The 20,372-nt window shown below is 66.4% G+C and carries 21 protein-coding genes; 19 read left to right on the top strand and 2 right to left on the bottom strand.

Features of this window, described 5'->3' with window-relative positions:
* Positions 1-29 precede the first annotated feature (29 nt).
* The 19 genes from ftsH to ACFU4Z_RS29160 all read left to right on the top strand — a co-directional run bounded on the left by ftsH (position 30) and on the right by ACFU4Z_RS29160 (position 19,075).
* Positions 30-2,429: an ATP-dependent zinc metalloprotease FtsH gene (gene ftsH, locus ACFU4Z_RS29250; protein ID WP_379069121.1), complete on the top strand. Its 2,400-nt coding sequence runs from the start codon at positions 30-32 to the stop codon at positions 2,427-2,429.
* A 266-nt stretch (positions 2,430-2,695) separates the two neighbouring features.
* Complete coding sequence (gene folE, locus ACFU4Z_RS29245; RefSeq protein ID WP_379069315.1) at positions 2,696-3,283, top strand: GTP cyclohydrolase I FolE; 588 nt, start codon at positions 2,696-2,698, stop codon at positions 3,281-3,283.
* A 62-nt stretch (positions 3,284-3,345) separates the two neighbouring features.
* Entirely contained in the window at positions 3,346-4,173 is an 828-nt protein-coding gene (gene folP / locus ACFU4Z_RS29240; RefSeq protein ID WP_379069312.1) for a dihydropteroate synthase, read from the top strand.
* Entirely contained in the window at positions 4,170-4,541 is a 372-nt protein-coding gene (folB, locus tag ACFU4Z_RS29235; RefSeq protein ID WP_379069118.1) for a dihydroneopterin aldolase, read from the top strand. The genes folP and folB overlap by 4 nt, the downstream gene beginning before the upstream one ends.
* Positions 4,542-4,640: 99 nt before the next feature.
* On the top strand, positions 4,641-5,186 hold the full coding sequence (gene folK, locus ACFU4Z_RS29230) for a 2-amino-4-hydroxy-6-hydroxymethyldihydropteridine diphosphokinase (RefSeq protein WP_379069115.1): 546 nt from the start codon (positions 4,641-4,643) through the stop codon (positions 5,184-5,186).
* Entirely contained in the window at positions 5,183-5,659 is a 477-nt protein-coding gene (locus ACFU4Z_RS29225) for a DUF3180 domain-containing protein (protein WP_379069112.1), read from the top strand. Before folK ends, ACFU4Z_RS29225 begins: the two co-directional genes overlap by 4 nt.
* Before the next feature lie 69 nt (positions 5,660-5,728).
* On the top strand, positions 5,729-6,697 hold the full coding sequence (locus ACFU4Z_RS29220; protein WP_379069109.1) for a DUF6779 domain-containing protein: 969 nt from the start codon (positions 5,729-5,731) through the stop codon (positions 6,695-6,697).
* A gap of 185 nt (positions 6,698-6,882) precedes the next feature.
* Positions 6,883-7,815 carry a Rossmann-like and DUF2520 domain-containing protein gene (locus ACFU4Z_RS29215; RefSeq protein ID WP_379069309.1) on the top strand — a complete coding sequence of 311 codons (933 nt, stop codon included), beginning with the start codon at positions 6,883-6,885 and terminating at the stop codon, positions 7,813-7,815.
* On the top strand, positions 7,816-8,769 hold the full coding sequence (gene panC, locus ACFU4Z_RS29210) for a pantoate--beta-alanine ligase (RefSeq protein ID WP_379069105.1): 954 nt from the start codon (positions 7,816-7,818) through the stop codon (positions 8,767-8,769).
* A gap of 15 nt (positions 8,770-8,784) precedes the next feature.
* Positions 8,785-9,276: an aspartate 1-decarboxylase gene (gene panD / locus ACFU4Z_RS29205; RefSeq protein ID WP_379069102.1), complete on the top strand. Its 492-nt coding sequence runs from the start codon at positions 8,785-8,787 to the stop codon at positions 9,274-9,276.
* 5 nt (positions 9,277-9,281) lie between these two features.
* The gene (locus tag ACFU4Z_RS29200) at positions 9,282-10,079 is read left to right on the top strand and encodes a type III pantothenate kinase (protein ID WP_379069099.1); all 798 of its coding nucleotides are present in this window, start codon (positions 9,282-9,284) and stop codon (positions 10,077-10,079) included.
* A gap of 183 nt (positions 10,080-10,262) precedes the next feature.
* Positions 10,263-10,883: a cysteine dioxygenase gene (locus ACFU4Z_RS29195; RefSeq protein WP_379069097.1), complete on the top strand. Its 621-nt coding sequence runs from the start codon at positions 10,263-10,265 to the stop codon at positions 10,881-10,883.
* Between the two features lie 8 nt (positions 10,884-10,891).
* Entirely contained in the window at positions 10,892-11,314 is a 423-nt protein-coding gene (locus ACFU4Z_RS29190) for a rhodanese-like domain-containing protein (RefSeq protein ID WP_379069305.1), read from the top strand.
* A gap of 297 nt (positions 11,315-11,611) precedes the next feature.
* Positions 11,612-13,078 (top strand): lysine--tRNA ligase, encoded by a 1,467-nt coding sequence (gene lysS / locus ACFU4Z_RS29185; RefSeq protein WP_379069302.1) that lies wholly within the window; start codon positions 11,612-11,614, stop codon positions 13,076-13,078.
* A gap of 116 nt (positions 13,079-13,194) precedes the next feature.
* Positions 13,195-13,554 carry an Lsr2 family protein gene (locus ACFU4Z_RS29180; protein WP_328408507.1) on the top strand — a complete coding sequence of 120 codons (360 nt, stop codon included), beginning with the start codon at positions 13,195-13,197 and terminating at the stop codon, positions 13,552-13,554.
* Positions 13,555-13,769: 215 nt separating this feature from the next.
* On the top strand, positions 13,770-14,393 hold the full coding sequence (locus tag ACFU4Z_RS29175) for an FHA domain-containing protein (protein WP_379069093.1): 624 nt from the start codon (positions 13,770-13,772) through the stop codon (positions 14,391-14,393).
* A gap of 160 nt (positions 14,394-14,553) precedes the next feature.
* Positions 14,554-15,225 carry a DUF1772 domain-containing protein gene (locus ACFU4Z_RS29170; RefSeq protein ID WP_379069090.1) on the top strand — a complete coding sequence of 224 codons (672 nt, stop codon included), beginning with the start codon at positions 14,554-14,556 and terminating at the stop codon, positions 15,223-15,225.
* A 75-nt stretch (positions 15,226-15,300) separates the two neighbouring features.
* The gene (locus tag ACFU4Z_RS29165; RefSeq protein ID WP_379069086.1) at positions 15,301-16,242 is read left to right on the top strand and encodes an esterase/lipase family protein; all 942 of its coding nucleotides are present in this window, start codon (positions 15,301-15,303) and stop codon (positions 16,240-16,242) included.
* 268 nt (positions 16,243-16,510) lie between these two features.
* A complete protein-coding gene (locus ACFU4Z_RS29160) occupies positions 16,511-19,075 on the top strand; it encodes an ATP-dependent Clp protease ATP-binding subunit (RefSeq protein WP_379069083.1) in 2,565 nt (854 codons plus the stop codon).
* 65 nt (positions 19,076-19,140) lie between these two features.
* Here ACFU4Z_RS29160 and ACFU4Z_RS29155 read toward each other — a convergent pair whose 3' ends face one another.
* Positions 19,141-19,938, bottom strand: coding sequence for an LLM class flavin-dependent oxidoreductase (locus ACFU4Z_RS29155; RefSeq protein WP_379069080.1), 798 nt, complete (start codon positions 19,936-19,938; stop codon positions 19,141-19,143).
* 28 nt (positions 19,939-19,966) lie between these two features.
* Positions 19,967-20,236, bottom strand: coding sequence for a hypothetical protein (locus ACFU4Z_RS29150; RefSeq protein ID WP_379069077.1), 270 nt, complete (start codon positions 20,234-20,236; stop codon positions 19,967-19,969).
* Positions 20,237-20,372 lie beyond the last annotated feature (136 nt).

Below are 20,372 nucleotides of genomic sequence, written 5' to 3'. Positions count from 1 at the left end.
GAAAGGACTGGCCGCCCGGCCTACGCTCTATGAACCGCAAGACTGTGTTTCGCACCCTGGCCATAGTCTCGGGCATCTTGCTCGTGATCTATGCGTTCAGCTATTTCGGCAATGACACGCGCGGCTGGAAGAGCGTCGACACCTCGGTGGCGTTGACTCAGCTGAACGACAAGAGCAACGTCAAGAACGTCCAGATCGACGACCGCGAGCAGCAGCTGCGCATCGAGCTGAACAATGGCAACGACGCAACCAGCGGCTCCAACAAGATCATCGCCAAGTATCCGAGCGGTGGCGAGGCGTCCGCGCAGATATTCGACGCACTGCAGAAATCCGGCGCGCCGTTCAACACGGTGGTCAAACAGGAGAGCTGGTTCACCCAGATCCTGTTGTTCGTGCTGCCGATGGTGATTCTGCTCGGCCTGTTCATCTTCGTGATGTCCCGAATGCAGGGCGGTGGTCGCGGCGGCATGATGGGCTTCGGAAAATCGAAGGCCAAACAGCTGTCCAAGGACATGCCCAAGACCACATTCGCGGATGTGGCAGGCGCCGACGAGGCCGTCGAAGAGCTGTACGAAATCAAGGACTTCCTGCAGAACCCGGTGCGCTACCAGGCGCTCGGCGCGAAGATTCCGAAGGGCGTGCTGCTCTACGGTCCGCCGGGAACCGGTAAGACGCTGCTGGCTCGCGCCGTCGCAGGCGAGGCGGGCGTGCCGTTCTTCACCATCTCCGGTTCGGACTTCGTCGAGATGTTCGTCGGTGTCGGCGCCTCCCGGGTGCGCGACCTGTTCGAGCAGGCCAAGCAGAACAGCCCGTGCATCATTTTCGTCGACGAGATCGACGCGGTCGGCCGCCAGCGCGGCGCCGGCCTCGGCGGTGGTCACGACGAGCGCGAGCAGACCCTCAACCAGTTGCTCGTCGAGATGGACGGCTTCGGCGACCGCACCGGCGTGATCCTGATCGCGGCCACCAACCGCCCCGACATCCTCGACCCGGCGCTGCTGCGTCCCGGCCGCTTCGACCGGCAGATCCCGGTCAGCAATCCCGACCTCGCCGGTCGTCGCGCCATCCTGCGGGTGCACTCGCAGGGCAAGCCGATCGCGCCCGAGGCCGACCTCGACGGTCTGGCCAAGCGCACCGTCGGCATGTCCGGCGCGGACCTCGCGAACGTGATCAACGAGGCCGCCCTGCTCACCGCGCGTGAGAACGGCGCGGTGATCACCAGCGAGCAGCTGGAGGAGTCGGTGGACCGCGTTGTCGGCGGGCCGCGCCGCAAGAGCCGGATCATCAGCGAGCACGAGAAGAAGATCACCGCATACCACGAGGGCGGTCACACCCTCGCCGCGTGGGCGATGCCGGATATCGAGCCGGTCTACAAGGTCACCATCCTGGCCCGCGGCCGCACCGGCGGCCACGCCATGACGGTGCCCGAGGACGACAAGGGCCTGATGACCCGTTCGGAGATGATCGCCCGCCTGGTGATGGCGATGGGCGGCCGTGCGGCCGAGGAACTGGTGTTCCACGAGCCGACCACCGGCGCGTCCTCGGATATCGACCAGGCGACCAAGATCGCGCGCGCGATGGTCACCGAATACGGCATGAGCGCGCGCCTCGGTGCGGTGCGCTACGGCCAGGAGCAGGGTGACCCGTTCCTCGGTCGTTCGATGGGCATGGGTTCGGACTACTCGCACGAGGTCGCGGGCGCCATCGACGAGGAGGTGCGCAACCTGATCGAGGCCGCGCACACCGAGGCGTGGGCGATTCTCAACGAGTACCGCGACGTGCTCGATGTCCTCGCCACCGCGCTGCTGGAGCGAGAGACGTTGCACCGCAAGGATCTCGAGGAGCTGCTCGCCACGGTGGAGAAGCGGCCGCGGATTACCGCGTTCAACGACTTCGGTGATCGGCTGCCCTCGGACAAGCCGCCGGTGAAGACACCGGGCGAGCTGGCCGCCGAGCGCGGCGAGCCGTGGCCGCCGCCGGAGTCGCCGGTGCAGCCGGTGCCCGCGGGCACCGCTGCCAACGGCTACCTGGAGTCGGGCTACCAGAACCCGCCGCAGTACGGCTACCCGACGCCGCCCGCTGCCGGTTATCCGCCGCCGCAGGCTCCGACGGCCGCCTACCCGCGCCAGGGTGGCGCGACGCACGGCTCGCGACCGGACTACGGCGCTCCGGCCGGTTGGTCGGCTCCGGGCTGGCCGCCTCGGGACGAGCAGCAGCAGCAGCCCGGGCAACCGGGCTACGGCGGCCGGCCGGGTCAGGGCGATCCGCAGTCACGGCACGGCTATCAGCAGCAGCCGTGGCATCAGCCACCGGGTGGCCAGCCGGGTCCCGGCCGCGGCGACCAGGGCGGCTACGACGAGCAGGGCCGGGCCAACCCGGCCGACGAAGGCGATAGTCGCGATTGGGATGGACCGAACGGTCGGCACTGAAACGGTGGCGGCAGTCTCGGGGCCCGAGTGGTCACCCGAGCTGCCGCCTTCGGGCCCGTCGTTCGTGCTACGGCCAGCGACGATTAGGCTCGACCATCGGGGTGCCGAGTAATTGCCGGCACCCGAGATTTTGGAGGTGTCCTCGATTGTCGGCCAAGAATCACGTCGGCGGCCACGCGCTAGCGGAGTCGGGCGGTGGCAAGTCGGAGAACGGCCAGTCGGACAACCGTGAGCACAACGGTGCAGCTGTTGCCAAGCCGGAACTCATCGCCCTGGAGACCGGTAGGCCGTTCGACCAGGACCGCGCCGAAGCCGCAATCCGCGAGTTGTTGCTCGCGGTCGGTGAGAACCCGGACCGTCCCGGCCTGCTCGATACCCCCTCCCGCGTTGCCCGCGCCTACCGAGAGATGTTCGCCGGCCTCTACATCGAGCCGGATTCGGTGCTGAACACCACCTTCGACGAGGGCCATCAGGAACTCGTGCTGGTCCGCGACATCCCGATGTACTCGACCTGTGAGCACCACCTGGTCTCCTTTCACGGTGTCGCGCACGTCGGGTACATCCCCGGACCGCACGGCCGGGTGACCGGACTGTCGAAGCTGGCGCGGCTGGTCGATCTCTATGCCAAGCGCCCCCAGGTGCAGGAACGCCTGACCAGCCAGATCGCCGATGCCGTCATGCGCAAGCTGGACCCGCGCGGCGCGATCGTGGTGGTGGAGGCCGAGCATCTGTGCATGGCCATGCGCGGCATCCGCAAGCCGGGCGCGAGCACCACCACTTCCGCGGTGCGCGGCCTGCTGCAATCCAATGCCGCCTCGCGCGCGGAGGCCCTCGATCTCATTCTGCGGAAGTGAGTGAGTTCGCGGTGTCCGGTCCCAGGAATGTCACTCCACGCGAAGGACGCTCCTGCGTGGTGATGGGTGTCGTCAATGTCACCAGCGACTCCTTCTCCGACGGCGGCAAGTACCTCGACCCAGGTCTTGCCATCGCGCACGGCGTCGAGTTGTTCGAGGCCGGCGCGGACATCGTCGATGTGGGGGGTGAATCGACCCGCCCGGGCGCCATCCGGATCGATCCGGAGACCGAGGCGGCTCGGGTCGTTCCCGTTATTCGCGGCCTGGTTGCCGCGGGGGTGCCGACCAGCGTCGACACCATGCGCGCGAGTGTTGCCGATGCGGCGCTCGCGGCCGGAGTCAGCGTGGTGAACGACGTCTCGGGTGGTCGCTCCGACCCCGATATGGTGAAAGTCGTCGCCGCGGCCGATGCTCCATGGATTCTCATGCATTGGCGCGCGGGAGCCGACTATCGGCACACCGGACCCGCCGACCATTACGACGATGTCGTCGGTGAGGTGCTCGCCGAGCTGTCCGCACAGGTGGAGCTGGCCGTCGCGGCCGGTGTCGATCCGGCCAGGCTGATCCTGGATCCCGGCCTCGGTTTCGCCAAGAACGCCGAACACAATTGGGCACTGCTCGGTGCGCTCCCCGAATTGGTCGGCAACGGACTGCCGATTCTTATCGGGGCATCGCGCAAACGTTTCCTCGGCGCGCTGCTCGCCGATGCTGCGGGCCCCCGCCCACCGGATGGCCGCGAGACCGCCACCGCGACCATTTCGGCGCTCGCGGCCCAGCACGGCGCCTGGGGCGTGCGCGTGCACGATGTCCGCGCCTCCCTGGATGCCATTGCCGTCACCGACGCCTGGCAACGCGCCGCCGGGCTGAATTCGCGAGGAGCCCACCGATGAGCGATCGAATCGAGCTACGCGGCCTGCGCGCCTTCGGCCATCACGGAGTATTCGAGCACGAACGCCGGGACGGGCAGGAGTTCATCGTCGACCTCACGGTCTCGGTCGATTTCGCCGCCGCCGCCGCGTCCGACGATCTCGCGGCCACTATCGATTACGGCAGGCTCGCCGAGCGGGCCGTGCGCATCATCCAGGGCCCGCCGCGCAATCTCATCGAGACGGTGGTCTCCGAGATCGCCGACGATGTGATGACCGACCCGCGCATCCAGTCGGTCGAGGTGGTGGTACACAAACCGTCCGCGCCGATTCCGCACACCTTCGCGGATGTGCGCGTCGTCACCGCGCGGCACCGGGAGCGCGCCGCGTGAGATTCCACGACGATGCGCCGATGACCGGCGAGGTGTGTTCGTGAGCGAGCGAACCATGTCACCGCGCACGACGGAGCCGAGCGTCAGCGAGGCGCAGTCGTGAGCAGGGCCGTGCTCTCGATCGGGTCGAACCTGGGGGACCGGCTCGCCCATCTGCGCAGTGTGATCGATGGCTTCCGGCCGCGGGTCGTCGCGGTGTCGCCGGTGTATTCGACCGCGCCGTGGGGCGGGGTCGAACAGGAGGACTATCTGAATGCCGTTGTGCTGGTGGATGATCCGGAGTTCGACTGCCGAGACTGGTTGCTCGGCGGCAGGCGGCTGGAGCAGGCTGCCGATAGGGTTCGCGAGGTGCGCTGGGGCGCAAGGACTCTCGACGTCGATGTGATCTGGTGTGCCGAAGCGGACGGTACCGCCTGCCGCAGTACGGATCCGGAACTGACGCTGCCGCATCCGCAGGCGCACAATCGGGCCTTCGTCCTCATCCCTTGGCTGGACGTCGAACCGGACGCGGTGCTCGAGGTCGACGGCGCCCCCTCGCGGGTGCGCGATCTGCTCGATGGACTCGATGCCACCGAACGCGCCGGCGTGCGAGCGACCGAGTTTTCGTTGGCGCCGGCCGAGCCTGCGGAGGGGTCGTTGTCGTGAAGCTCAAACCGACCCGAATCTGGGATCTGCTGGCGAATGTCGTCATCGCGGCCGTCATCGCGTGGGTCGCCACTCGCCTGACCTACAGCAATTTTCCGCCGATCTCGATCTTTGCGGGCGCGTCGCTATATCCGGTGGCCGCGATCGAGGTGGCCCTCGCCTTCGTGATCCGCAGCCGGGTCAACGACCACGAGATCGGTAACGGCACCCACCAGCTGCATCCGATCACCGCCGCCCGCGCGGTCGCGCTGGCGAAGGCGTCCGCCCAGGTAGGGTCGCTCGCGGCCGGAGTCTGGCTGGGTTTCCTGTGCTGGGTGCTGCCGCAGCGTGGCACGTTGCGTGCGGCCGCGGCGGATAGTCCCAGTGCGGTCGTCGGCATGCTCGCGGGGGTGACGTTGGTTGCTGCGGCGCTGTGGCTCGAGTATTGCTGTCGTGCGCCGGATGATCCTTCGGACGATCCGGCAACTACATAGCAAATATTCTTGGCGGAATCACCACGGCTGATATGGGCGCGGCACGCCATCCGCGCTACCCTGGCGTCCATGGTTTCACCCTCCCGTAGCAGCAGTTCCCGTCGGCGGCGGGACGATGCGGGAAAATTGTTCATCGGTGTCTTGATTCTGCTCGGTCTGGTTGCCAGCGTTTTCCTCGTTTTCAGCGACAGTCTGCAATTCGTCCGAATCGGTCTCGTTGCGGCCCTGTGGGCGGCCGTTGTCGGCGCCTTGGCCGCGACGCGGTACCGCAAAGAGGCCACGATCGATAAGGCGAAAGTCCGCGACCTGCAAACGGTCTACGAGCTCCAGTTGGAGCGCGAGATCACCGCCCGCCGCGAATACGAGCTCGGCATCGAGTCCCGCGTGCGCGCGGAGGTCGGGGCGGACGCTACCGAGATCGCCGCGCTCCGGGCCGAGCTCACTGTGCTCAGGCAGAGCCTGCAGCGTCTCTTCGATGGCGATCTGCCGATGGAACGGCCCGCGCTGCGCGCGGACGCGACCCGGATTCATGAGCTCCCCAGCGCGCTCGCGGATCCGGTGAACGATAGCTCCGGGAATGCCGACGGCCACGGTTACCTGGGCCCTCAGCAACCACGCAGCAGCGTAACTCCGGTGTTCGTCGCGGATCATCCCGAGCCGCCGATGTTCGCAAGCCCCTTCGACGAACCGGTTACCGCCGAGACCGCCGTGGTGCCGCTCGAGTCCGACGACGAGCTGAGCGCCGCCGAGATCACCGATGTCGGCATCGAGCCGCTGCAGTCGACGCACGGCTGGGCCGATGCCTTCACCGAAGAGCCGCCGACCCCGATCCAGCCGCAGCCTGCGCCACAGCCACAGCCACAGGCCCGACCGGCTTCGCAAGCTCGCCCCACCACCTCCGCGCCACCGGTCGGCACTCCGACCTCTCGTCGACGCCGCCGCGTCGACCCCGACGCGGACTCCGGCAATTCCTCGCGGCGTCTCTCGGTGGCCGAGATCATGGCCAACCTGCAGTCGGAGGAAAACGGCCGCGGCTAGCGCCACTGCGGTGTAAATCACGCCGGTGCCGCATGGCATCGGCAAACCCGAGGCCGATATCCTCGTCACGTAACGTCCGGTACCCGCATGGCGGGACTGGAACGGATCAAGCGCTGGGACGGACGAGTGTCCGGCCATCGCACTTCGAGAGGACAACGTTGACCTCGAGTTCTGGCAACGAGCCGGTGCGGGCCGGCGCCGAGCCTGCCGGCTTCGACCCCGCGCCCGCCCGACTGACGGTGGGAATCGTCTCGGCGGGACGCGTCGGCTCGGCACTCGGCGCCGCACTCGAGCGCGCCGGGCACGTGGTGTTCGGCGTCGCCGCGATTTCCGATGCTTCCGTGCAGCGGGCGCGTACCAGGCTGCCCGATTCCGAGATCCTGCCCGCCGAACAGGTGGCGGCCCGCAGTGAGTTGCTGCTGCTCGCGGTGCCCGACGCCGAATTGGCGGGGCTGGTTCGTGGTCTCGCCTCCGCGGGTGTGGTGCGGCCGGGCACGATCGTGGCGCACACCTCGGGCGCCAATGGCGTGGCGGTGCTCGCTCCGCTCGCCGCGTTGGGCGCGCTGCCGCTGGCCATCCATCCCGCGATGACCTTCACCGGGCACGACGAGGATCTGGCCCGACTCGGCAACGCCTGCTTCGGGGTCACCGCGGCCGACGAGGTCGGCTTCGCCATCGCGCAGGCCCTCGTGATCGAAATGGGCGGCGAACCGGTTCGCGTCCAGGAGGAGAACCGCCAGCTCTATCACGCGGCTCTGGCCCACGGCAGCAATCATCTCGTGACGGTGATCGTCGACGCGGTCGCCGCACTGCGCACCGCGCTGTCCGGTCCCGGCCTGCTCGGCCAGCAGGTCGTCGACGATCAGCCGAACGGTTTGGCGGAGCGGCTGCTTGCCCCGCTGGCCTCCGCCGCGCTCGACAATGCCCTGCGCCGAGGCCAATCCGCGCTCACCGGCCCGGTGGCGCGCGGTGACGCGGACGCCGTCGTGGCGCATCTCGCCGCGCTGGAAGCCGTCGATGCCCGGCTGGCCGCGGGGTATCGCGCGCTGTCGCTGCGCACGGCCGAGCGCGCCAAGACCAATCCCGCCCTGATCGAACTGCTGGAAGGACGCCGATAAATGGATCCGAAACTGCGCGGTACCTTCCGCCCTGGCGAGCTGACCGTGCACCACGATCCCGCGGTGATCCAGGCGGTCTCGAAGGCGCTGCGCGGCGTCGGCCGCACCGTGGGCCTGGTGCCGACGATGGGTGCGCTGCACGAGGGGCACCTGGAGATCGTGCGCCGGGCCAAGCGGACCAACCAGGTCGTGATCGTCTCGATCTTCGTCAATCCCTTGCAGTTCGGTGCGGGCGAGGACCTGGACAAATACCCGCGCACCCTGGACGCCGATGTCGAGCTGCTCCGCAAGGAGGGCGTGGAATTGGTATTCGCACCCAGCGCGGCCGATATGTACCCGGACGGCATGCGGACCACGGCGCACCCTGGTCCGGTCGGCGCGGAGCTGGAGGGCGCGAGCCGCCCGACGCACTTCGCGGGTGTGCTGACCGTGGTCGCCAAGCTGTTGCAGATCGCGAAGCCGACCGAGGCATTCTTCGGTGAGAAGGACTACCAGCAGCTCACCCTGATCCGGCAGCTGGTCCGCGACCTGAACTTCGACGTGAAGATCGTCGCGCTGCCCACCGTCCGCGAGCCCGACGGGCTTGCGCTGTCTTCCCGCAATCGGTACCTCGATGGGGCGCAACGGGAATCGGCGCTCGCCTTGTCGGCGGCGCTGGCCGCGGGCAAGCACGCGGGCGGCCTCGGCGCGGACGCCGTGCTCGCCGCGGCGCGCGGTGTCCTCGATGCCGCGGCGGGCGTCGAGCTCGACTATCTCGAATTGCGGTCATCGACCCTCGGTCCCGCGCCCGCCAACGGAAATGCCCGGCTGCTCGTCGCGGCCAAGGTCGGCGCCACCCGGCTGATCGACAACACGGCCGTGGCGCTCGGTGCGCCGGTCGACGGCGGCCATCCCACACTTCCCGATTCGCGCGCCGCCGCGGACGACTCCCAGCCTGCCCAGGCCAACATTTAGGAAAGGGCGACGACGATGTTGCGCACCATGATGAAGTCGAAGATTCACCGTGCCACGGTGACCCATGCCGACCTGCACTATGTCGGCTCGGTGACCGTCGACCAGGATCTGCTCGACGCCGCCGATCTGCTCGAGGGCGAGCAGGTCTGCATCGTCGATATCGACAACGGCGCCCGCCTGGAGACCTATGTGATCGCGGGCGAGCGCGGTTCGGGCGTGATCGGCATCAATGGCGCCGCAGCCCATCTCGTCCACCCCGGTGACCTGGTCATTTTGATCGCCTACGGGATGATGGACGAGGCCGAGATCCGCGAGTACGCCCCGAAGGTGGTATTCGTCGACGACGCCAACCGTCCGACCGACCTCGGCTCGGATCCGGCGCACGCACCCGAGGGCTCCGGCCTGGTCACCCCGCGCACACTGAGCGCCGCGGTGTCCGAGGCGACGTTCGCGGGGTCCGCCGTGGTTTCGCGGGCCGCCGCCTCCGTGCCCGTCGCGCACGTCTGACGGCCATGCTGCTGGCCATCGATGTCCGCAACACCAGTATCGAGCTGGGCCTGTTCTCCGGTAGCGGCACCCACGCGAAGCTCGCCAGGCATTGGCGGATGCACACCAATCCACTGCTGACCGCGGACGAGTTCGCCATGCAGGTGCGCGGCCTCGTCGGCGCGCAGGTGGAGGAAATCGTCGGGGTCGCGGCGCTGTCGACGGTCCCGCCGGTGCTGCGCGAGATCCGGACGATGCTGCATCGCTATTGGGAGAATCTGCCGCACGTGGTGGTGGAACCCGGTGTGCGCACCGGAATTCCGCTGCTCGTCGACAACCCCAAGGAAATCGGCGCCGACCGCATCGTGAACACCCTTGCCGCGCACCATCTTTACGGTACCGCCGCGATCGTGGTCGATTTCGGCACGGCGACCACCGTCGATCTGGTTTCGGCGAAGGGCGAATTCCTCGGCGGGGTGCTCGCGCCCGGTGTGGAGATTTCCAGCGAGGCGCTGATCGAGCGCGCCGCGCTGCGCCGGGTGGAGTTGGCGCGCCCGCGCTCGGTGGTCGGCAAGAACACCGTGGAGGCTATTCAGTCCGGCGCGATTTTCGGGTTCGCGGGCTTGGTCGACGGCCTGATCGATCGGATACGCGACGAATTCGACGCCTTTGCCGGTGATGATGTGACGATCGTCGCAACCGGTGCGAGCGCGCCGCTGATCGTGCCGGAGTCCGAAACAATCGACCACCACCAGCCGCATCTGACCCTGACCGGCCTGCGTCTGGTCTATGAACGTAACCAGCGCAGGAAGGGAACTGCTTGATGTCCCCGCTTTCCACTGTTGGGAAGCTGAGAGGAATTCGAGTGGGTGGTTCGCGCTCTGCTACACTCGCAACCGTGTATTTCCGTGTGAGCACCCAGGAGTGTTGTCGAGGCTGATCCAGCCTCGACCGTTCGAGGCTGACCAAGTCCCTCGACCGTCGACACATTTCCTGGAGATTCGCTCATGCGTTCTTCTGTTCTTTCCCTTTCTTCTGCGCGGGACGCCTTTTCGGCTACCCCGCCGCTGGATCGTGCTGTCGCACCCGCGCTACCGACTCGCCTGCGTCCCGCCGATCTGCTCCGGCTGACCGACGAGGGCGCCGAGGACGTGCTCAGCGGCCGTTACGACCATCTGCTCCCGGCCGAGGGGGTGTGGCCTGCCGACGAACGCTGGGCGACCAGGCTGCTCGCCGACGACGAGGTCGATGTCTGGCTGATCAGCTGGACCCCCGGCAAGTCCACCGAATTGCACGATCACGCCGGATCGCTCGGCGCCTTGACTGTGCTGAGTGGCGCTCTCTCCGAATACCGTTGGAATGGAATGGAATTGCGGCACCGCACGCTCACGGCGGGTGATCAGGCCGCATTCCCGATCGGATGGGTGCACGACGTGATGCGTGCGCCTGCCGGCCCACGTCCGGTTACCGACAACACCGCCGAGTCCGTCGGCCCTCTCGATCCGACGCTCAGCGTGCATGCCTATTCGCCGCCGCTCGCCGCCATGTCCTATTACGAGGTCACCGGCCACGGCACCCTGCGGCGCACCCGAACCGTCCTCACCGACCAGCCCGAAGGCGATATGTAATGACCCGTTTGACCATCGATCAGATGCTCGACAACGCGCGGGCCCAGCTGAACCGGATCTATGCGTTCGAATTGCCGGGGGCGCTGGCACGGGGCGCGATTCTGGTGGACATCCGTCCCCAGGCCCAGCGCGGCCGTGAAGGCTCGCTCCCCGGCGCTCTTGTGATCGAGCGCAACGTCCTGGAATGGCGATTGGACCCCACCAGTTCCGCGCGGTTGGCGCTGGCCGCCGATCACGATGTGGAATGGATCGTCGTCTGCTCGGAGGGCTATACCTCCAGTCTCGCCGCCGCCGCGTTGCAGCAACTCGGACTGCATCGGGCGACCGATGTGATCGGCGGCTACCAGGCGATGAAGGCGGCGAGCCTGCTCACCATCGGAATCCGGGCGCCGCACTTCGCGCGTGAGGTGGACGCGCTCGCCTCGCTGTAATTGCAGGCGATTTAGTTCTATCTTGAAATAGTCCGTGGCACAGTGGGTTTCGTCTAGGACCTGGTCTCGCGGGCCATCTCGGCCTGCGAAAAACCGGTCGCGGTCGCGCCCGGGAAGCGATGACGGCTCGTTACTCTGGAGTAGTGCACGGGCGGCTCGCAAAACGATTTCCGGTGCCCGCTAGTGTTGTTGGATGTGAGCACCCCGAACACGCCCTCGTCCGGTCGCTCTGCGGGTTCGGTTCCTGCGGAGCAATCAAGCCCAGCCGCGTCCGAAGTAGATGACGCACCGGAGCAGATACGGATTCGCAGGGAGAAGCGCGAGCGCCTGCTCGCTCACGGTGGTGAGGCATATCCGGTCGTCGTGCCGCGCACGCATACCCTCGCCGAAATTCGGTCGGCCTATCCGGATCTGGAGGCGGACACGCAGACCGGCCTGCAGGCCGGTGTCGCGGGCCGCGTCATATTCATGCGTAATACCGGCAAGCTATGTTTCGCGACACTGCAGGAGGGGGACGGCGCCAAGCTGCAGGCGATGATCAGCCTGAACGGTGTCGGCGCCGATGCCCTCGCGGCGTGGAAGTCCGATGTGGACCTCGGTGACTTCGTTTTCGTGCACGGTGAGGTCATCTCGTCGCGGACCGGCGAATTGAGCGTTATGGCCGATTCCTGGTCCATGGCCGCCAAGTCGCTGCGGCCGCTGCCGGTCGCGCACAAGGAGATGAACGAGGAGTCCCGGGTTCGGCAGCGTTATGTCGACCTGATCGTGCGTCCCGAGGCCAGGGAAATGGCCAGGACCAGGGTCGCGGTCGTGCGTGCGATGCGCAATGCCTTGGAGCGCCGCGGCTTCCTCGAGGTCGAGACCCCGATGCTGCAGACACTGCACGGTGGTGCGGCGGCCAGGCCGTTCGTCACTCATTCGAATGCCCTCGATATGGACCTCTACCTGCGAATTGCGCCGGAACTGTTCCTCAAGAGGTGTGTGGTCGGCGGCCTGGAGCACGTCTTCGAGATCAACAGGAACTTCCGCAACGAGGGCTCGGACTCTACGCATTCGCCGGAGTTCGCGATGCTGGAAACATACCAGGCATACGGCACTTACGACGATGCACAGCGCATGACCCGAGAATTGGTGCAGGAAGTTGCGCAGGAGGTGTTCGGCACGCAGGTGGTGACTCTCGCGGACGGCACCGAATATGATCTGCGCGGCGAGTGGACAACAGTCGAGATGTACCCCTCGCTGTCTGATGCACTGGGTGTCTCTGTCACTCCGGAAACGTCGGTTTCGGAATTGCGCGCACTTGCCGATCGGGTCGGTATGGAAATTCCGGAGGGCAAGGGCTATGGCCACGGCAAACTTGTAGAAGAACTATGGGAGCACCAGTACGGCGACAAGTTGTACGCCCCCACATTCGTGCGCGACTTCCCAGTGGAGACCTCGCCGCTCACCAGACAGCATCGCAGCAAGCCTGGAGTTACCGAGAAGTGGGACCTCTATGTGCGCGGCTTCGAGTTGGCAACGGGCTATTCGGAGTTGGTCGATCCGGTGATCCAGCGCGAGCGGTTCGTCGACCAAGCGCGGTTGGCCGCGCAGGGTGACGACGAGGCCATGGTCCTCGACGAGGACTTCCTTGCCGCGATGGAGCACGGCATGCCTCCGACAACGGGTACAGGTATGGGAATCGATCGGTTGTTGATGGCACTCACTGGATTGGGAATCCGCGAAACGATACTGTTCCCAATTGTGCGTCCAGTCACTCGCTGACCGTCGGATTCCATACCGCAGCTCCCCGTCTTGGAATTTTCGGAATTCGGGGTATTCTTGCCTCGGGTAATCGGCCTAGTATGCGGGTCGCACGATTTCGAGAGGACGTTCATCTCATGGCAAAGAAGGTCACCGTTAGCCTGATCGACGATGTCGACGGTGAGTCCATCGCGGACGAGACCATCGAGTTTGCGATCGACGGTGTTTCGTACGAGATCGACCTGTCGTCGGCAAATGCGTCGAAGCTGCGCGACGGGCTGGAAGAGTGGGTTTCGAGTGCTCGACGCGTGAGCGGCCGGCGTCGCGTCAAGGCTGCGGTCGCGGCAGCGGGTAGCCCGAAGAGCCGGGTCTCGATCGATCGTGAACAAAGTGCTGCAATTCGCGAGTGGGCGCGCCGTAATGGCCACAAGGTGTCCGCGCGGGGGCGAATCTCCGCTGACATCACCGATGCGTACAACAAGGCCGCGAAGGCCTGAGTTTCTCTATTTTCGGGCTGCCGCCCGGGCAAATCGTGCGACGCCCGGGCGGCAGCTTCTTTTTTTGATAGGTCTTCGATATGGCAAGAAGGCCCGAACGCGGTGACGCCGCCGCGACAGGCCGACGCGATCTTGCTCGCCGAACCGGGACGCGGCACCATGGAAACTGTGCAGACGATGTCACTGACGGTATGGAGAGATGGGGTATCGGGACAGTGACTGCATTCGTCGGATCATTGTTGCGGTTCACTGATGACGAGGGACGTCAGCAGGAGCTGATGCTCACCGCCGACCAGCAGCGCATCACCATCGGCCGTTCCCCCCAGGCCGATTTGGCGTTGCCGTGGGACGCCGAGGTCTCCCGGCTGCACGCAGCTGTCGAGTATCTCGGTGCGCATTGGACCATCGTCGACGACGGCCTGTCCCGCAACGGCACCTTCATCAACGGCGAGCGGTTGGTCGGCAGGCGCAGGCTGATGGCGGGCGATCGAATTCGGGTCGGCACCTCGCTGGTGTCATTCCATGATTTCGGTGGCGTGGCCGATGAGGCCACCCGGACCTCCACCGGCTCGATACCGACATTGCGCTCGCTCACCGAGACACAGCGCGCGGTGCTGATCGCGCTGTGCCGTCCGTACAAGAACGGGGCGGGTTTCGCCACCCCCGCCTCCAATCAGCAGATCGCCGATGAACTGTTCCTCAGCGTCGATGCGATCAAGACGCATTTGCGTGCGCTGTTCGCCAAGTTCGGCGTGGAAAGTCTCCCGCAGAACCTCAAAAGGGTTCGCCTCGCGGGCCTCGCAATGCAGAGCGGTCTCATTTCCGACCGGGATCTGTGAGCTGTCCTTCCCTCAGTTGGTGCGCGCTGCGACGGGTGTAGACGATCGCGTAGCCGGCCGAGCGTCTCAGCCATGGAGGGTCGTGCCCGGAGGCTGTTGACTAAGAGTCGTGACACGGAGTGACGAGGACTCCGGCAGTTTTCTACGGTAGGAGAAACCCATGACCGCCTTTCGGATCGCCGCGCTGGTGGCGGCCACGCTCACCACCGGCCTGATCGCAGGCCTGTTCTACGCCTACGCGAACTCGGTGATGCCCGCGCTCGGTCGCACCGATGACCGCGCCATGATCGACGTGATGCAGAAGATCAATGTGGTGATCATCAATCCGGTGTTCATGATCGGGTTCATGGGCACCGTCGCCTTCTCTGTCCTGGCGGCGGCACTGCACTTGGGCAAGGAGCATCGCACCACGCTGATCTGGATCGCAGTGGCCTTGGTGCTCAACATCATCGCCTTCGCGGTGACCTCCGGATCGAACGTCCCGCTCAACGATCAGCTCGCCGCCGCGGGCGACCCCGCATCGATCGTCGATCTGGCGCAGGTTCGCGCCGATTTCGAATCCGCATGGGTCCGTTGGAATATCGTGCGCGCCGTATTCCACACTTTGGCCTTCCTCGCGCTGATCGGCGCGCTGTTCGTCGCGGGTATGCAGCACGCTCGCATCACCGCCGCTGCGGCCGGTTCGCCGGTGGCTTCGGAGCCGGGCCGATTCGTCGCCCAGCAGGCGCCGCAGCAGGGAACGCAGCCGCAGGTGCCTGGTCAGTTCTCCGCGCCGCAGGCGTACAACCAGTACTCCGCGCAATTCGGCGCACCGGGTTACCACCGGGCCTGATAGTCCGCGGTTTCGCCCCTGCCGGGGCCGAGTGCGCGGTAGCTTCCTAGAACACGTTCCAATCTGGGAGGCTTCATGCGACGGGCTCCAGGCGCCGCATTCATCGCGATCGTGCTCGCCGCGCTGTGGATCAGCGCGGCGAGTTCCGCGCATGCGGAGCGTTTTGCGGTCGACTACAACTTCTTCTCCGGCATACCCGCCGAGTTGATCGACCACGGCGGCTCGCTGCCGGGCTCCAACGACTGGTCGTGCCGCCCGAGCGCCGAGCATCCGAATCCGGTCGTGCTCGCCCACGGCACCGGTGGTGGCGCACAGACGAATTGGGGCGTGTATGCGCCGCTGCTGGCCAATGAGGGCTACTGCGTCTACTCATTGACCTATGGCGCGTACGGGCTGCCCTGGCCCCCCTCAGCCGTTGGCGGGATGCTTCCGATGGAGCAGGGTGCGGCACAGTTCGCGGCGTTCGTCGATCGTGTCCTCGCGGCCACCGGCGCGAGCAAAGTCGATGTGGTCGGGCATTCCCAGGGCACGGTGGTGCCGAACTACTACGCGAAGCGACTCGGCGGCGCCGACAAGATCGACAAGTACGTGTCGATCGCACCGGCATGGCGCGGTACCAACGCGGGCGGCGCCGGCGAGATCGCCGCGTACGCCGATCGGCTCGGGCTCGGCCCCGCATTCGAGGCGACGGTGGGTTCGCTGTGTCGGGCCTGTGTGCAACTTCTCCAGGGTTCGCCCTTCCTGACTCAGCTCAACAGCGATGGCGTCTACGCGCCGACCATCACCTACACCAATATCGTCACCGCATACGACGAGATCGTCGTCCCGTACACCTCGGGGTTCGTCCCGGGGCCGAACGCAACTAACATTGTTGTTCAGGACGGGTGCGCGCTGGACTACTCCGACCATCTGGCGATCGCCGGCAGCCCACGTGCGGCACGTTACGTGCTCAACGCGCTCGACCCTTCCCACCCGCGGGACGTCGGGTGCGAGTTTGTTCCCCCGTTCACGGGGTAGCGCTCACGCGGCGAGCAGGAGGCCCGATCGGGTCCTTGTTCGCTGAGGGCAAAACCTCGGTGGAAACGAATCCCGCAACGTTCACGTTATGAGTGAATGACCGTGCCGCCGCTGGTCCGCAATAGGGTGGACTGGAGGCGGCGGGGACCCCTGCCAACTAGAGTAGAGGCGGGGGCCGCAACCCCCGGGCTTCATGGCAGGCTGGCGCCACAGTCGAACACTGAAGCGTCGGACGCCATAGACGTCGAAGCAGGAGAGTGAGGGAGCGATGTTCGAGAGGTTCACCGACCGCGCGAGGCGTGTCGTTGTCCTGGCCCAAGAAGAGGCCCGGATGCTCAACCACAACTACATCGGCACCGAGCACATCCTGCTTGGGTTGATCCACGAGGGCGAGGGTGTCGCAGCGAAGTCGCTGGAGTCTCTCGGTATTTCGCTGGAGGGTGTGCGCAGCCAGGTGGAGGAGATCATCGGTCAGGGCCAGCAGGCTCCGTCCGGTCACATCCCGTTCACCCCGCGTGCGAAGAAGGTGCTGGAGCTGAGTCTGCGCGAGGCGCTGCAGCTCGGCCACAACTACATCGGCACCGAGCACATTCTGCTCGGCCTGATCCGTGAGGGTGAGGGCGTCGCGGCGCAGGTGCTGGTCAAGCTGGGCGCGGATCTCAACCGCGTGCGCCAGCAGGTCATCCAGCTGCTGTCCGGCTACCAGGGCAAGGAGCCGGTCGAGGGATCCGGGTCGCGTGGTGAGGCGGGCACCCCGTCCACTTCGCTGGTGCTCGACCAGTTCGGTCGCAACCTGACCCAGGCCGCCCTCGAAGGCAAGCTCGACCCGGTCATCGGCCGCTCGAAGGAAATCGAGCGCGTGATGCAGGTGCTGAGCCGCCGCACCAAGAACAACCCCGTGCTGATCGGCGAGCCCGGTGTCGGTAAGACGGCTGTCGTCGAGGGCCTCGCGCAGGCCATCGTCAACGGCGAGGTCCCCGAGACCCTCAAGGACAAGCAGCTCTACACCCTCGACCTGGGTTCCCTGGTCGCGGGCAGCCGCTACCGCGGTGATTTCGAAGAGCGCCTGAAGAAGGTGCTCAAGGAGATCAACACCCGTGGCGACATCATCCTGTTCATCGACGAGCTGCACACGCTCGTCGGTGCGGGCGCCGCCGAGGGCGCGATCGACGCGGCCTCGATCCTGAAGCCGAAGCTGGCCCGTGGCGAGCTGCAGACCATCGGTGCGACCACCCTCGACGAGTACCGCAAGTACATCGAGAAGGACGCCGCACTCGAGCGCCGGTTCCAGCCGGTGCAGGTCGGCGAGCCGACGGTCGAGCACACCATCAACATCCTCAAGGGTCTGCGCGACCGCTACGAGGCCCATCACCGGGTGTCCATCACCGACGGTGCTCTCGTCGCCGCCGCAACGCTGGCCGACCGCTACATCAACGACCGGTTCCTGCCGGACAAGGCGATCGACCTGATCGACGAGGCCGGTGCGCGCATGCGCATCCGTCGCATGACCGCTCCGCCGGACCTGCGTGAATTCGACGACAAGATCGCCGATGCGCGCCGGGAGAAGGAAAGCGCCATCGACGCGCAGGACTTCGAGAAGGCGGCGCGCCTGCGCGACAAGGAAAAGCAGCTGGTCGCCAAGCGCGCCGAGCGCGAAAAGCAGTGGCGCTCCGGTGATCTCGACGTGGTTGCCGAGGTCGACGACGAGCAGATCGCGGAGGTGCTCGCCAACTGGACCGGCATCCCCGTCTTCAAGCTCACCGAGGAGGAGACCACCCGTCTGCTCCGCATGGAGGACGAGCTGCACAAGCGGATCATCGGCCAGGAGGATGCCGTCAAGGCCGTCTCCAAGGCGATCCGCCGCACTCGCGCCGGCCTGAAGGACCCGAAGCGTCCGTCCGGCTCGTTCATCTTCGCCGGCCCGTCCGGTGTCGGTAAGACCGAGTTGGCCAAGTCGCTGGCGAACTTCCTGTTCGGCGACGACGACGCGCTCATCCAGATCGACATGGGCGAGTTCCACGACCGCTTCACCGCGTCCCGGCTCTTCGGCGCCCCTCCTGGGTACGTCGGCTACGAAGAGGGCGGCCAGCTCACCGAGAAGGTGCGCCGCAAGCCGTTCTCCGTGGTGCTGTTCGACGAGATCGAAAAGGCACACCAGGAGATCTACAACACCCTGTTGCAGGTCCTCGAGGACGGTCGTCTCACCGACGGCCAGGGTCGCACGGTCGACTTCAAGAACACCGTGCTGATCTTCACCTCGAACCTCGGTACCTCGGACATCTCCAAGGCCGTTGGCCTGGGCTTCACCCAGAGCAACGCCGAGGGTTCGAACTACGAGCGGATGAAGCTCAAGGTCAACGACGAGCTGAAGAAGCACTTCCGCCCCGAGTTCCTCAACCGCATCGACGACGTCATCGTCTTCCACCAGCTCACGACCGAACAGATCGTGCAGATGGTGGACCTGATGATCGGCCGCGTCGCCGTGCAGCTGAAGAACAAGGACATGGCGATCGAGCTGGCTCCGCAGGGCAAGGCGCTGCTGGCCAAGCGTGGCTTCGATCCCGTGCTCGGCGCCCGGCCGCTGCGCAGGACCATCCAGCGCGAGATCGAGGATCAGCTCTCGGAGAAGATCCTCTTCGGCGAGATCGGCCCAGGACAGACCATTGTGGTCGACGTCGAGGGCTGGGACGGCGAAGGCTCGGGCGAGGACGCCAAGTTCACCTTCACCGCCAAGGCGAAGCTGACCAAGGAGCCCGCGACCGAAGAGAAGCCGGAAGTCGTGCTGACCGCCGCAGGCGAAGGCACCCCCGAGGCAGCTGCTTCGGGCGAATAAGCTCCAGTCGCATCGAAAAGGCCTTCCCCCACTGGTTCTTCCAGTGGGGGAAGGCCTTTTTCGTACTACCGCGCGAAGCTGGTCAGCATCGGTGCGAAGTCGCGGGAAAGGTCGCCGGGGACGACCAGTTCGTCGATTCCGTATTTCTCCCTTCGGGATTCGAGTACGTCGACGATCGCGGCCGGATCGGAATCCAGCACCCCCGCTGCCCCGTCCGCCCGCAGTCCGTCGGCGGTGAGGCCGAGGTGTGTGCCGAGCCGATACGGGAGCCGGTCGCCGATGCCGACCAACTGGTGGGTGAAGCGAATGTCGCGATCGGTGTTGTCGCGCACGACGCGCACCATCTCGGCAAGCTGTTCCTCGGTGGCCTGCGGGCTCGCTGCCAGCAGGATGCGGTCGGCGAATTCGGCCGCGGCGGCGAGCATTCGCGGGCCGCTGGCCGCGACGACGATCGGCGGGGCGGGGTCGACCTGTGCGCGCACCGCGGCGACCGCTGCGGCGAGGATGCCGCGCCGCTCGCTCGCTGAGCCCCATGGCATCCCGAGCCGGTCGGCCTCCGAGCGGGCATCCGGACGCCCCGACCCGATGCCGAGCTCGAACCGCCCGTCGGAAAGCAGTTGCAGCGCTGCGGTTTCCCGCACGGTGGTGGCAATGGTGCGCAGGGGTGCGGCAATCACATTGGGGCGCAGCCGCACCGTGGTGGTCACCGCGGCCGCGGCAGCGAGCGCCGGGAACGGCGACGGGGTGTTGAGGGTGTCCGGCATCAGGATCGTCCGATAGCCCTGTTGCTCAGCGCCCTGGACGGCGCGCACCCAATCGGTTCCCGAGCGCGGGCTGAGGGCAATTCCGAAGTTCATGCTCATGGTGGGTTCTCCGTGATTCGGTGCGGGATCAGCTCTTGGCAGGGCGCTTCGGCTCACGCAGCACGGCCAGTCTGCTGCGGTACTGGTCCTCGGTGATCTCGCCGCGCGCGAACGCGGTGCGCAATGCGCCGATCCCGCTCTGATGTCCGATGAACCGACGGCGGACGAAGAAGACGATGACCAGGAAGGTGACCCAGAACAGCAGCGGGAAGATCCAGAAGAACGGCCATGGATGCCAGCCGTTGTCGTAATGATCGGCCAGGAAGGTCAGGGTTTCGGGTTGGGTGAAGATTTTCATACCGAAAGCCTGCGCCGCGCACCCCTGGCCGGGCATCGGCCGCGCGGCGCTACCTGCCCTACGTCTGGACGCGTACGAAAGCGCCCGTCCGGCAGCGCATCGGTCGCGGGATACTCGATGTGTGCCGCAGCGGAAT

It is taken from the genome of Nocardia sp. NPDC057440, from assembly GCF_042802915.1.
In the GTDB taxonomy this organism is placed as follows: Bacteria; Actinomycetota; Actinomycetes; order Mycobacteriales; family Mycobacteriaceae; genus Nocardia.
This window is presented reverse-complemented; position numbering and strand designations above follow the sequence as displayed.

What these genes read in the sequence shown, in the direction of transcription:
- ftsH (WP_379069121.1), top strand. Translation starts at nt 30, where the DNA reads ATGAACCGCAAGACTGTGTTTCGCACCCTGGCCATAGTCTCGGGCATC.
- folP (WP_379069312.1), top strand. Translation starts at nt 3,346, where the DNA reads ATGGGTGTCGTCAATGTCACCAGCGACTCCTTCTCCGACGGCGGCAAG.
- folB (WP_379069118.1), top strand. Translation starts at nt 4,170, where the DNA reads ATGAGCGATCGAATCGAGCTACGCGGCCTGCGCGCCTTCGGCCATCAC.
- ACFU4Z_RS29220 (WP_379069109.1), top strand. Translation starts at nt 5,729, where the DNA reads ATGGTTTCACCCTCCCGTAGCAGCAGTTCCCGTCGGCGGCGGGACGAT.
- panC (WP_379069105.1), top strand. Translation starts at nt 7,816, where the DNA reads ATGGATCCGAAACTGCGCGGTACCTTCCGCCCTGGCGAGCTGACCGTG.
- panD (WP_379069102.1), top strand. Translation starts at nt 8,785, where the DNA reads ATGTTGCGCACCATGATGAAGTCGAAGATTCACCGTGCCACGGTGACC.
- ACFU4Z_RS29200 (WP_379069099.1), top strand. Translation starts at nt 9,282, where the DNA reads ATGCTGCTGGCCATCGATGTCCGCAACACCAGTATCGAGCTGGGCCTG.
- ACFU4Z_RS29195 (WP_379069097.1), top strand. Translation starts at nt 10,263, where the DNA reads ATGCGTTCTTCTGTTCTTTCCCTTTCTTCTGCGCGGGACGCCTTTTCG.
- ACFU4Z_RS29180 (WP_328408507.1), top strand. Translation starts at nt 13,195, where the DNA reads ATGGCAAAGAAGGTCACCGTTAGCCTGATCGACGATGTCGACGGTGAG.
- ACFU4Z_RS29170 (WP_379069090.1), top strand. Translation starts at nt 14,554, where the DNA reads ATGACCGCCTTTCGGATCGCCGCGCTGGTGGCGGCCACGCTCACCACC.
- ACFU4Z_RS29165 (WP_379069086.1), top strand. Translation starts at nt 15,301, where the DNA reads ATGCGACGGGCTCCAGGCGCCGCATTCATCGCGATCGTGCTCGCCGCG.
- ACFU4Z_RS29160 (WP_379069083.1), top strand. Translation starts at nt 16,511, where the DNA reads ATGTTCGAGAGGTTCACCGACCGCGCGAGGCGTGTCGTTGTCCTGGCC.
- ACFU4Z_RS29155 (WP_379069080.1), bottom strand. Translation starts at nt 19,938, where the DNA reads ATGAGCATGAACTTCGGAATTGCCCTCAGCCCGCGCTCGGGAACCGAT.
- ACFU4Z_RS29150 (WP_379069077.1), bottom strand. Translation starts at nt 20,236, where the DNA reads ATGAAAATCTTCACCCAACCCGAAACCCTGACCTTCCTGGCCGATCAT.